This is a genomic window from Mixta intestinalis (assembly GCF_009914055.1).
GTDB lineage: Bacteria > Pseudomonadota > Gammaproteobacteria > Enterobacterales > Enterobacteriaceae > Mixta > Mixta intestinalis.
Genome location: NZ_CP028271.1, coordinates 44,880 through 57,280 on the forward strand (window position 1 = coordinate 44,880; position 12,401 = coordinate 57,280).

11 protein-coding genes are annotated in these 12,401 nt (G+C 54.6%); 4 read left to right on the forward strand and 7 right to left on the reverse strand.

The annotated features are described in order from the left end of the window. Positions 1-222: 222 nt before the first annotated feature. Positions 223-1,263 carry a GMP reductase gene (locus tag C7M51_RS00205; protein WP_160619613.1) on the forward strand — a complete coding sequence of 347 codons (1,041 nt, stop codon included), beginning with the start codon at positions 223-225 and terminating at the stop codon, positions 1,261-1,263. Here the strand turns inward: C7M51_RS00205 and hofC are convergent. The 4 genes from hofC to nadC all read right to left on the reverse strand — a co-directional run bounded on the left by hofC (position 1,260) and on the right by nadC (position 5,404). Beyond that, positions 1,260-2,459: a protein transport protein HofC gene (gene hofC, locus C7M51_RS00210; RefSeq protein ID WP_160619614.1), complete on the reverse strand. Its 1,200-nt coding sequence runs from the start codon at positions 2,457-2,459 to the stop codon at positions 1,260-1,262. The genes C7M51_RS00205 and hofC overlap by 4 nt on opposite strands. Continuing rightward, complete coding sequence (gene gspE / locus C7M51_RS00215; protein WP_160619615.1) at positions 2,452-3,837, reverse strand: type II secretion system protein GspE; 1,386 nt, start codon at positions 3,835-3,837, stop codon at positions 2,452-2,454. The genes hofC and gspE overlap by 8 nt, the downstream gene beginning before the upstream one ends. Further along, positions 3,837-4,286, reverse strand: coding sequence for a prepilin peptidase-dependent pilin (gene ppdD, locus C7M51_RS00220; protein ID WP_160619616.1), 450 nt, complete (start codon positions 4,284-4,286; stop codon positions 3,837-3,839). The genes gspE and ppdD overlap by 1 nt, the downstream gene beginning before the upstream one ends. 212 nt (positions 4,287-4,498) lie before the next feature. Further along, positions 4,499-5,404: a carboxylating nicotinate-nucleotide diphosphorylase gene (nadC, locus tag C7M51_RS00225; protein WP_160619617.1), complete on the reverse strand. Its 906-nt coding sequence runs from the start codon at positions 5,402-5,404 to the stop codon at positions 4,499-4,501. A gap of 332 nt (positions 5,405-5,736) precedes the next feature. Here nadC and ampD point away from each other — a divergent pair, with 332 nt between their 5' ends. Together ampD and ampE are read left to right on the forward strand one after the other, a co-directional pair. Further along, on the forward strand, positions 5,737-6,312 hold the full coding sequence (ampD, locus tag C7M51_RS00230) for a 1,6-anhydro-N-acetylmuramyl-L-alanine amidase AmpD (RefSeq protein WP_160619618.1): 576 nt from the start codon (positions 5,737-5,739) through the stop codon (positions 6,310-6,312). Next, positions 6,309-7,163, forward strand: a complete 855-nt coding sequence (ampE, locus tag C7M51_RS00235) for a beta-lactamase regulator AmpE (protein ID WP_160619619.1) — start codon at positions 6,309-6,311, stop codon at positions 7,161-7,163. The genes ampD and ampE overlap by 4 nt, the downstream gene beginning before the upstream one ends. Here ampE and C7M51_RS00240 read toward each other — a convergent pair. The 3 genes from C7M51_RS00240 to aroP form a co-directional block, all read right to left on the reverse strand. Continuing rightward, the gene (locus C7M51_RS00240) at positions 7,134-8,117 is read right to left on the reverse strand and encodes a glycoside hydrolase family 43 protein (RefSeq protein WP_160619620.1); all 984 of its coding nucleotides are present in this window, start codon (positions 8,115-8,117) and stop codon (positions 7,134-7,136) included. The genes ampE and C7M51_RS00240 overlap by 30 nt on opposite strands. After that, positions 8,114-9,529, reverse strand: coding sequence for a glycoside-pentoside-hexuronide (GPH):cation symporter (locus tag C7M51_RS00245; protein WP_160619621.1), 1,416 nt, complete (start codon positions 9,527-9,529; stop codon positions 8,114-8,116). Before C7M51_RS00245 ends, C7M51_RS00240 begins: the two co-directional genes overlap by 4 nt. A gap of 163 nt (positions 9,530-9,692) precedes the next feature. Further along, on the reverse strand, positions 9,693-11,048 hold the full coding sequence (aroP, locus tag C7M51_RS00250; protein WP_160619622.1) for an aromatic amino acid transporter AroP: 1,356 nt from the start codon (positions 11,046-11,048) through the stop codon (positions 9,693-9,695). Positions 11,049-11,593: 545 nt separating this feature from the next. Here aroP and pdhR point away from each other — a divergent pair. Then, complete coding sequence (gene pdhR, locus C7M51_RS00255) at positions 11,594-12,358, forward strand: pyruvate dehydrogenase complex transcriptional repressor PdhR (RefSeq protein ID WP_160619623.1); 765 nt, start codon at positions 11,594-11,596, stop codon at positions 12,356-12,358. The last annotated feature ends 43 nt before the right edge of the window (positions 12,359-12,401 follow it).

Here is a 12,401-nt window from a genome sequence, read left to right on the forward strand (position 1 = left end):
GCCTGTAAAAGCCGGTTAGCCTGAGATTAACGTCTACCGCCTGTGGTAATTTCTGCAATAGCGATCACATTGCCTGTCTTCAGGTAAATTTACGGGATTGTAGCGTACTTAAAGGTGTTTTCGCAGTCTTGTACACGCGTTTTTACCGCGTATGATAACGTCACTGGAGCTGGCCGCAGCACCCGATCGTCAGATCGTCGCCAAAAACCCAGGAATGATGTCATGCGTATTGAAGAAGATTTAAAATTGGGCTTTAAAGATGTGCTTATCCGTCCGAAGCGCTCTACGTTAAAAAGCCGTTCGCAGGTAGAGCTTAACCGCCAATTCACGTTTAAGCATTCCGGCATCGCCTGGTCTGGCGTTCCGATTATTGCGGCTAATATGGATACCGTTGGCACATTCCGCATGGCGGAAGTGTTAGCCAGCTTTGATATCCTGACCGCAGTACATAAACACTACAGCGTTGATGAATGGCGTCTCTTTATCCAGCGTGTACCTGAGCAGGTTTTGCAGCACGTCATGGTTTCCACCGGCACGTCCGATGCCGATTTCGATAAACTGAAAGCGGTACTGGCGCTCTCTCCAGCGCTGAATTTTATCTGTATTGATGTGGCAAACGGTTACTCCGAGCATTTTGTTGCCTTCCTGCAACGTGCGCGTGAGGCTTTCCCGAATAAAACTATCTGTGCCGGGAATGTCGTCACTGGCGAAATGGTTGAAGAGCTGATTCTGTCCGGTGCGGATATCGTTAAGGTAGGCATCGGTCCTGGTTCAGTTTGTACTACCCGGGTAAAAACCGGCGTTGGCTATCCGCAGCTTTCTGCGGTAATTGAGTGTGCAGATGCGGCTCATGGCCTGGGCGGGCAGATTGTCAGCGACGGCGGTTGTTCAGTGCCGGGAGATGTAGCGAAAGCCTTCGGTGGTGGCGCAGACTTCGTTATGCTGGGCGGTATGCTGGCGGCGCACGATGAGTGCGAAGGCCATATTGTCGAAGAGAATGGCGAGCAGTTTATGCTGTTTTACGGCATGAGTTCTGAGTCTGCAATGAAGCGGCATGTCGGCGGCGTAGCTGAATACCGCGCAGCCGAAGGTAAAACGGTTAAGTTGCCGTTGCGCGGCCCCGTAGAGGCAACCGCTCGTGATATCCTGGGTGGCCTGCGTTCAGCCTGTACTTACGTTGGTGCAGAACGCCTGAAAGAGCTGACCAAACGCACGACCTTTATTCGCGTAGCAGAGCAGGAAAACCGCGTCTTTAATCGCTAATTCAGCACCTCGCCCAGATTAAAGATCGGCAGGTACATAGCGATAACGAGCGTGCCAACAATGGAGCCGGTAATTACCATCATTACCGGTTCCAGCGTTGCGGCCAGCGAATCAGCCAGTTCATGCGTCTGATTTTCATGCCACTGCGCCAGACGCGCCAGCAGGTTATCCAGTGCGCCAGCCTCTTCACCGACTTTTATCAATTGCCGACAGAGCGGTGTAAACAGCATGCTGTCTGCTATTGCCAGATGCAGCGGTATGCCCTCCGCTATGCGTTGTTGCAGCTGGCGTATCGCCTCTTGCCAGAGTAATGACGTTAACGTTTGTTCCACGGCCTGTAGCCCATGCAGCAGCGGTAAGCCTGCCTGCTGCGTCAGGGTTAATGTGGTAAATATCTGACTGAGCAAACTACCGCGCCAAAGCTGGCTAAGTAGCGGCAGGCGCAGCAGGCAACGTTGCTCATTGCGCTGCCACCCCGGTCTGCGTTTGCGCTGATAACGCCAGAAGAAAACAATGCTAACCGTTACACCCAGCAGAGGAAAAAAGAGCTGCTGTAGTCCCGCTGAGATTGCCAGTACCGCTGCGGTAAAGCCGGGCAGCGGCGCATTAAAAGATTGGTAAATGGCGACAAACTCCGGTAAAACCAGCAGCAACATGCCAAACGCTACCGCCAGCGCAACCAGCAGTATAAACAGCGGGTAGCGCAATGCGGTAATGACCTTTTTCTGTAGCCGTAGCTGTCGCTCCTGCTGGTTTGCCAGTTGCAGGCAGCAGCTATCCAGCTGACCGGTAAGTTCACCAACCTGCATCAGCGCGGCGTAAAGCGGCGGAAACACCATTGGCCACTGTGCCAGCGCGCGGGAAAAGGGCGTACCCTGTGCAACCTCCTCCTGTAATGCCAACAGCAGTGCGCGCCATCCGGCATGTTTCTCTCCCTCGCTTAACAGACAGAGCCCGTCAGAAAGCGTCAGACCCGCCTTAAGCAGGGTAGCCAGCTGATGCATCAGCGCAATTTTCTGCCGTGGCGTCCAGTCGCGGGCGCGGTAATATTTGCCACGCTTGCAGGCCAGTGGCAGATATTGCCGCTCTGCCATCATAGCCATGACTGATTGATCGTCTGTTAACAGCCAGCTGCCCGTAATCAGGTCGCCGCGCTCGTTCATTGCCTGCCAGTGCCAGAGACGACAGCTATTCATGATCGATGCCTATAACCCGATAAACCTCCGCCAGCGAAGTTTCACCCTGGTGAACAGCATGAAATCCTGACGCCAGCAGGCTGGTAAGATTTTGCCGTTGAGCCAGTGCGATCAGGGCTTCGCTGCCCGCGTCTGCGGCAATTGCCGCCTGTAGATCCGCATTTATCGGTAAAAGTTCAAACAGTGCCAACCGCCCGTAGTAGCCAGAGAAACAGTGATCGCAGCCGGTAGCCTGCCAGTTTTGCAGGCTACCCGGCCAAAGCCGCGCCGGTAATCCATCAATCTTTTCTGCGGGCGAGCGGCAGCGGGGACAAAGCCGACGCACCAGGCGCTGTGCGATTACCAGACGCAGCGCCGAGGCCAGCAGATAGCCCGGAATCCCCATTTGTCTGAGTCGGGTTAGCGTTTCGGTTGTCGAGTTGGTATGCAGCGTAGAAAGCACCAGGTGACCGGTTTGTGCCGCCTTGACCGCAATTTCCGCGCTTTCGGTATCGCGGATTTCACCCAGCATAATCACGTCAGGATCCTGACGCAGCAGGGCGCGCAGTACGCGCTGAAAATCCAGGCCGGCGCGGGGATTAATCTGCGTCTGGTTAATGCCCTCCAGCGGAATTTCGACAGGATCTTCCACGCTACAGAGATTTTTTCCGGGCTGATTAAGGTGGCTCAGGCCGCTGTAGAGCGTAAAGGTTTTACCGCTGCCGGTAGGGCCAGTTACCAGAATCAGACCCTGTGGCTGTGCCAGTGCCCGATGAAAATGCGCCAGCGCCGCTGATGACATTCCCAGCTGCTCCAGCCGTAAGTCCTGTGATTCGCTTTGCAGCAGACGAATAACGGCTTTTTCACCACGCCGAACCGGTAGGGTAGAGAGGCGAAACGCCGCCTGTTCGCCCTGTAGTTGCAGGCTAAACTGACCGTCCTGCGGCAAACGTCGCTCCGCAATATCAAGATTAGCGAGGATCTTTAACCGAGCGATTAGCGGCGCCTGCTGCGCCGCACTAAAGGTTTGCAGAGGCTGCAACACGCCATCAATACGCAGGCGCACCTGCATACCTCTGGCACACGGCTCGATGTGGATATCGGAAGCGCGGCGCTGAAAAGCGTGCAGTAGCACCCGATCGATCAGCGCTGCCACTGAGGCTGCAGGCATACCCGCGCTTTCTTCTGCCCGCGGCGTAACGGCTCGCTGCTGTTCCAGTCTTGCCTGCGGCCATTCTTCCACCTCAATCTGACGCTGATCGGCAAAGCGCAGCGCCTCCAGCAATAGCGGCGACGGTGCGCCGGTAACCGCAATCGTAATGTTCTCTTCGTCTTCCCGCAGCAGCAGAGCCTGATGCTGACGGCAGATTTCATCCAGCCGTGAGTCGATGCTGCCCATTAATCTTCCTCTGTCGTATCCTGATCGTCAAAGCGGAAGACGTTACGGCAGTTATCCTGCAGGCTACTGTTTTCACTGTTACAGCTACGCAACCAGTTCATCTGGCCCTCGTTGCTCTGCCATTGCGGGCTGAGCGTGACGGTTAAACCGTTCAGGCTTTCCTGGCCGGTTAGCGTAATAACGCCCGATGCGATGCCAACAGAGGAGACATAGCGCGATCCCTTCCCGGCAGGAACGCCGTTGCTGCCCGCGCTACAGCTGGAGGTAGCGCCATGTTCTACGGCACACAGCTCGACCGCCGTTTTGTAGGGCAGCATCGTTTGCAGCATATCGGTCAGTGCGGCTTTCTGTAGATAGTTCTGGTAGGCGGGAATACCAATGGCGCTGAGGATGGCAACGATACCGATAACGATCATTAATTCAATTAACGTAAAACCTTGCTGTTTCATTTTCACTTCTCCTTGTGGGTGACCGGGCAGACGTTAGCTCGCTTTGTCGACGTGCGCGACAAGGGAATCAGTAAGTTGGAAGGCCGTGTGTAAGCGCTTTTATTGCGTTGCGAATAACCAAATTTATCTGGAAGCTGGCTCGCAATTTATGGCATCAGAAGAGAAATGTGGCGCACAGGACGCCACGCAATCAGCAAACGTTGTGGAAGAAATCAGGAAAGGGATGCCGGGTGAAAACGCATCGAAAGATCGAGTGCATGAACATGCTTGGTTAACGCACCCACAGAAATATAGTCCACGCCGGTTTCTGCGAAGCTGCGCAGCGTATGTTCGGTAACGTTACCGGACACCTCCAGCAGCGCTTGTCCCTGGGTAATGGCTACCGCTTCGCGCATCTGATCGAGGGTAAAGTTATCCAGCATCACGATATCCGCACCGGCGGCCAGCGACTGTTGCAGTTCATCGAGGGTTTCAACTTCCACCTCAACCGGTACGTCCGGGTGCAGCCAGAGCGCTTTCTCTACTGCCTGACGAATTGAGCCTGCGGCAATAATATGGTTTTCCTTAATAAGGAACGCATCTGACAGGCCAAGGCGATGGTTTTCGCCACCGCCGCAAAGCACCGCATATTTTAGCGCGGTACGCAGCCCCGGCAGGGTTTTACGCGTATCGAGCAGGCGGGTTTGTGTCCCTTCCAGCAGGCTGACGTAACGGCTGACTTCGCTGGCGACGCCGGAGAGTGTCTGCACAAAGTTCAGCGCGGTACGTTCAGCGGTTAACAACAGGCGTGCCGGGCCGGAAACGGTAAACAGCTTCTGATCCGGCTGAATAGCGTCACCATCCGCCACGTACCATTCCAGCCGTGCCTGATTGCCCAGTTGAATAAAAACTTCTTCTACCCAGCGTTTACCACAGAAAACACCCGCTTCACGCGTAATGACGGTAGCCTGCGCCTGTTTATCGGCGGGTAGCAGGCTGGCGGTGATGTCGTTATCAGCATTGGCTTCTCCACCCAGATCTTCTTTTAATGCCTGCGCTACTGCGCCAGGTATATCATCAGCGATACGGGAAAGCAGGGCTGTACGTCGATGTTCAGGGTTATAACGTCGCTGTGTCATAAGATTTCCGTTCAGTTTTAAACGATGCGCATACTGTAGCCTGAACATCGTCTGCATACCAGATAAGGGATAAAAAGTTTAGTCGGCTAAACAAAGGCGATGTTATGTCACAGGCTGGCGCGTTGCGCGTTAAACGGGTGGTGATAGATCCGCGCGATATTAATGGCGACAGTGGCGTATAGCCACATAAGGGAGGCGACTTCTGTCTGGCTGATGCGCATTAAAGATTCGTGAAGTGCTGCAAACCTGCTTTTAAACGTGGCATAAGGAATGCAAAGCAGGCGCTGAATTCATGGTAGGCTGTATGAAAAAAGCAACGGGAGGATCATGCCATGGAGATAAAAGAGGGCTGGCTGACGGGCGTACGCCATGTGCCTTCGCCGCATTTTAACCTGCGCCCGGAAGAAGAAACGCCAAGCCTGCTGGTGGTGCATAACATCAGCCTGCCGCCCGGTGAGTTTGGTGGCCCGTGGATCGATGCGCTGTTTACCGGCACGCTCGATCCTACGGCACATCCTTACTTTGCCGATATCGCCCAGCTGCGCGTTGCTGCGCATTGCCTGATTCGGCGTGACGGCGAAATCGTTCAGTATGTTCCCTTTGATAAGCGCGCCTGGCATGCGGGGCTTTCCTGCTGGCAGGGCAGGGAGAACTGCAACGATTTCTCTATCGGCATCGAACTGGAAGGTACCGATACGCTGCCTTATACCGATGCGCAGTATCAGGCTTTACAGGCGATAACGCGCCTGCTGTTGCAATATTATCCTATTACGCCCGCACGGATTACCGGGCACAGTGATATTGCCCCGCAACGCAAAACCGATCCCGGCCCTGCGTTTGACTGGGCACGTTTTCTGAGCGGTCTGCCGGAGGCCGCCAGCTTACCTTTACCGGAGCGGAATGCATGACGCTTTTTTCCTTATTATTAGTTTTAGGTTGGGAACGCCTGTTTAAAATGGGTGAACACTGGCAGCTCGATCATCGTCTTGAGCCTTTTTTTCGCCAGCGTCACCGTTTTTCCCTGGGACGCACGCTGGCGATGACGCTGGTGGCGATGCTGTTGGTACTGATCGTTATCCTCTCTCTGCGCGGATTGTTTTTTGGCGCAATACAGCTGCTGTTCTGGATTTTAATCGGCCTGCTCTGTATCGGGGCCGGTTCAATGCGCCTGCACTATCACGCTTATCTTAAGGCGGCCAGCCACGGCGATGCGAACGCCTGCGGCACGATGGCGGAGGAGCTGACGCTGATTCACGGTATGCCGGTTGAGTGCAACCAGCGTGAGATGTTGCGCGAGCTGCAAAATGCGCTGCTGTGGATTAACTATCGTTTCTATCTGGCACCGCTGTTCTGGTTTGTTATCGGTGGCGCTTACGGACCAGTATTGCTGACCGGCTATGCGTTTTTGCGCGCCTGGCAAAGCTGGCTGGCGAAGCACTGCACGCCGCTGGAGCGCGCCCATTCTGGCGTCGATCGGGTGCTGCACTGGGTTGACTGGTTACCGGTACGGTTGGTAGGCGTCGCCTATGCGCTGCTGGGGCACGGCGAACGGGCGCTGCCTGCCTGGTTCGCCACGCTGGGCGACATACGCCGCCCGCAGTATCAGATACTGACCCAGCTGGCGCAGTATTCGCTGGCGCGCGATGAGCGCTGCGACAGCGTGGAAACGCCGCGTATTGCCGTATCGCTGGCGAAAAAGGTTTCGCTGGTGATTGTGGTGGTGGTGGCGTTACTCACCATTTACGGCACGCTGGTGTAATTCCGCAGAGGTATCGGCTGGCGGTATGCCAAAGTCAGGCATGCCGCTGGCATCCCAGCGCAGGGTTTTAATCCGTGTATGGCGGTTCGGGTCCCAGAGCGGATCGCCTTCAATTTCCGTATAGTTGCGCGCGTGATAGACCAGCAGATCGTTGCCCGCCTCATCCACGGTAAAGCTGTTGTGCCCCGGCCCGTACTGACGGTTTTCCCAGCTGGTGGTAAATACCGGACGTGCCGATTTGTTCCAGTGCGCAGGCTGTAGCGGATCGTCATTGATATCGATCCATAGCAGACCGAGACAGTAATTTTCATCAGTGGCGCTCGCCGAGTAGCTGACAAACAGCCGCTGTCCGTGGCGGATAACCGCCGGTCCTTCATTAACGCTAAATCCGGCGCACTCCCACTCATATTCAGGGCGGCTCAGCATGACCGGCCTGCCTTTCAGCGTCCAGGGATTCTCCAGCTCCGCCAGATAAAGATTGGAGTTGCCAGGAATCGCCGGATCTTTTTGCGCCCACAGATACCATTGTCTGCCCTGATGGTGGAAAGTGGTGGCGTCCAGCGAAAAGCTGTTAAGCGGCGTCTGGATACGGCCACGATCTTCCCAGCGTCCGCTAAGGGGATCGGCATCGTCGCAGGTCAGGGCATACATTCGATGCTGAAACAGCCCTTCTTTAATTTCGCGGCTCGGCGCGGCGGCAAAATAGATAACCCACTGCCCGTTAATATGGTGGATTTCCGGTGCCCAGATTAATGCACTCTGCGGGCCGACGTCGGGCTTGCGCCAGATTACCGTTGCCTCTGCCTGGACGAGGTCCAGAATGGTGCTGGCGCAGCGCAGTTCAAGCCGATCGTATTCAGGAACGGAGGCAATAAAGTAGTAGCGATCCTGATGGCGCAAAATGAAGGGATCTGCCCGCTGTTCAATGAATGGATTAGGCCACTGAGTTATCATGATGCCGTTCCTTCTGGTTTGATATCAAATGCTTTGCCGTCGCGCAGGGCGCTCAGCTCACGGTAGTTTTCCCGGCGTTTTGCCAGATCCTGTTGAATGGTCTGCATTAGCTGACGATCGACTTTTAACAAGCGCACCACGCCAGCGGTGATCAGATAGCCGATGCCCGGGATCACGGTAAACAGCAGCGTAATGCCACCCAGGGCGGTAGCGCTTTGCTGTTTTGCCCCGGCATCATAACCGTATAGTGAGAGCAAAAAGCCCACCATTGCTCCCGCCACGGCAAGCCCCACCTTCAGGAAAAACAGGTTGCCAGAGAAGCTGATGCCGGTAATGCGTTTGCCGGTTTTCCACTCGCCGTAATCATCCACATCGGCCATCAGCGACCAGTGCAGCGGAGAAGGGATCTGATGCAGGATATTCAGCAGGAAATACATTACCGCTACCAGCAGCGTTGCCTGCGGATCGAGAAACCAGAAACCGCAGGAGAAAATAGCCAGCGCAATATTGGTCCAGAAAAAGACCTTCAGCTTGCACCAGCGATCGGTTAATACCTTTGCCAGCGTGCTGCCGATCATCATGCCTACCACGCCCAGGCTGATAAACAGCGTGGCGAAATGGGTAGATTGCCCCATCACCCAGGTGACGTAATACATAGTGGCGGCCATACGGATGAAGCCGGGGCAGACGTTGCAGAAGGTCAGCAGCAGAATGCGCACCCACTGATCGTTTTTCCATACGTCGCGCAAGTCGTTTTTCAGATCGTCATTGCTGGGCACTGCGGGACGGATGCGTTCGCGTACCGTGGCGAAGCAGTAGAGAAACATCAGCAGCCCAATCACCGCCATAACGCCCATCGCCATCTGATAACCGCGCGCTTTATCGCCGCCGCCGAAATATTCAGTCATCGGCAGCAGCGTCAGAGAAAGAATCAGCGTGGCGATACCGACCATCACAAAGCGGTAAGACTGGCAGGAGACGCGCTCATGCGGCTCGTTGGTGATTACGCCGCCCAGCGAGCAGTAGGGGATGTTGATAGCAGTGTAGGCCAGCGACATCAAAAAGTAGGTGACGAAGGCGTAGATTACCTTGTATTCGTAGCTCCAGTTCGGCGTGGTAAACATTAGCACGCTGAACAGAACGTAGGGCAGCGAAACCCACAGCAGCCAGGGACGAAAGCGCCCCCAGCGGCTCTGGGTGCGATCGGCAATGGCGCCCATAACAGGATCGGTAACCGCATCCAGCACGCGTACCGAAAGCAGTAGTACCCCAACCAGCGCGGGTGCCAGGCCAAAAACATCGGTATAGAAGTAGTTAAGGAACAGCATAATGGCGCCGCCGATCATATTGCAGCCCGCATCACCCATGCCGTAACCCAGCTTCTCTTTAAAGGAAAGCGCAGAGCCGTTCATCTTTTTTCTCCCACTGAGCAGTGGAATGATTATTACGACTTAACGATTAGGCGGCTAATACTGGCTGGTCATGAAGATGGACAAAATCACTGCGACGAAAAAAATGTGAGGAGGGTAACGTCCGATGAAAAGAAAGCGGGCGCACCGGGCGCCCGGGGGAATATTAAGATCGCTGCGTTTTGTTCTTTATCGCGTAGCCAATCGCCAGCACGATCAGCCAGACCGGAATCAGCCAGACGGAGATCGCCATACCCGGCGTCATCAGCATAATCACCAGAATTGCGCCCATAAACGCAAGGCAAAGCCAGTTGCCAGCCGGATAAAGAATCGCCTTGAAGCGTGTCTGTACGCCCTGACGATCTTTAGCTTTACGGAATTTCAGGTGTGCCAGGCTGATCATCGCCCAGTTAATCACCAGTGCAGACACCACTAACGCCATCAGCAGGCCAAAAGCTTCGCCCGGCATCAAATAGTTAATCAGTACGCAGATGGCCGTAGCCAACGCCGAGACGCCCAGAGCCACATAGGGCACGCCGCGACGATCGACTTTCAGCAGCGCCTGCGGGCCGCTGCCCTGTTTAGCCAGACCGTACAGCATACGGCTGTTGCTGTAAACGCAGCTGTTATAAACCGACAGCGCCGCCGTCAGAAACACGATGTTTAATACGTTAGCTACCAGGTTCTCGCCCAGATCGTGGAAAATCATCACGAACGGGCTGCTTTCGCCGTTGACCTTAACCCACGGATAGAGTGACAGCAGTACCGCCAGCGAGCCGATATAGAAGATTAGGATGCGGTAGATCACCTGGTTGGTTGCGCGTGGGATGCTTTTGCCCGGATCGTCCGCTTCGGCGGCGGTAATGCCAACCAGCTCCAGTCCGCCGAAGGAGAACATGATGACCGTCATCGCCATGACCAGCCCACTGATGCCGTGCGGAAAGAAGCCGCCCTGCGCCCAGATATTGCTGACCGAGGCGTCCGGGCCGCCGTTGCCGCTCAGCAGCAGCCAGCCGCCAAACAGAATCATACCGACCACGGCCACCACTTTGATAATGGCAAACCAGAACTCCATCTCGCCATACACCTTGACGTTAGTCAGGTTAATGGCGTTGATCAGTATGAAGAAGAGCGCTGCGGTGGCCCAGGAAGGAAAATCGGGCCACCAGACCTGGATATATTTACCGACCGCCGTCAGCTCTGCCATCGCAACCAGTACATAAAGTACCCAGTAATTCCAGCCGGAGGCGAAACCGGCAAAGTTGCCCCAGTATTTATAGGCAAAATGGCTAAATGTACCGGCGACTGGCTCCTCTACCACCATTTCGCCCAGCTGGCGCATGATTAAAAAGGCGATAAATCCACCGATGGCATAGCCTAGCAGCACTGACGGCCCGGCCATCTGTATGGTTTGTCCAATTCCCAGAAACAGGCCGGTGCCGACGGCGCCGCCCAATGCAATCAGCTGAATATGGCGGTTCTTCAATCCCCGCTTAAGCGTCTCGCCCTGCTGTTGTTCCATAAAACCCCTTAAGTCATTTTTTGCCTTGCCGACCGGCGCGCGCTGGGGCGTCAGAAGGCAGACATCATGTCTTGTAATTTTATAATTACGATTTTCGTATCGATTATTTTACAGATAGGGAAGGTCAATTTAGCTAAAAGACTACCCAGGGGCAAAGAATAATGGTAGGCGCGGAAGATTGCACCTGCTTTCTGTGTAGTCGCCCGGAATATTATCAACGCCGTTTTTTGCGTCACACCCACCACTCTTTTTATGACCACTTTTGCCTGTTAATGCGAATAAACACGAATAATTTTTTTGAATATCGTAAAATAAGATACCGGTCTAATTTTAACTGAGAGTTGGTGAAGTTTTTGTCAGTTTATCGGCGGATAAGTGGGAAATAGCGCACTTTAAGCCCCGTTTTCTGGCGTTTTACCACATCGTATTCCGCATGATTCTGGCCAATGCCGTATAGACAGAAGGTGAATACTTTGTTACTTTAGCGTCACTTTTTTTCAATTGGTATTACCAATTTACTCCGGCGCCTGGCAGAAGAAGGGACAATGGCCTACAGTAAGATTCGCCAACCAAAGCTCTCCGATGCGATTGAGCAACAGCTTGAATCCCTGATTATGGAGGGCACGTTGCGCCCGGGCGAAAAGCTTCTTCCGGAGCGTGAACTCGCTAAGCAGTTCGACGTATCTCGCCCCTCTTTGCGGGAAGCCATACAGCGCCTGGAAGCGAAAGGGCTGCTGCTGCGTCGTCAGGGCGGTGGCACCTTCGTACAGAAGAATCTGTGGCAAAGCCTGAGCGATCCGCTGGTTGGGCTGCTTGCCGATCACCCTGAATCCCAGTTCGACCTGCTGGAAACCCGTCACGCGCTTGAAGGTATTGCCGCTTACTACGCTGCTCTGCGTGGCACTGAAGAAGATTTACAACGCATCCGCGACTGCCATCTGCTCATTCAGCATGCCCAGCAGAGCGGCGATCTTGATGCTGAGGCTGATGCGGTCATGCAGTATCAAATTGCCGTCACGGAAGCGGCACATAATGTGGTGCTGCTGCATTTGCTACGATCTATGGGGCCGATGCTGGAAAAGAACGTGCGACAGAATTTTGAATTGCTCTACTCACGCCGCGAAATGCTGGCGCAGGTGAGCGACCATCGCGCCAGTATTTTTGAGGCGATTGTTGCCCGCGAGCCGGAAAAGGCACGCGAAGCTTCGCATCGTCATCTGGCGTTCATCGAGGAAATATTGCTGGACAGAAGTCGGGAGCAGACGCGTCGTGAACGCTCCCTGCGGCGTTTACAGCAACGTAAGGAATAACGCGTAATTTTATAAACCCAGGATTTTGCGTGGTGGTTTACGG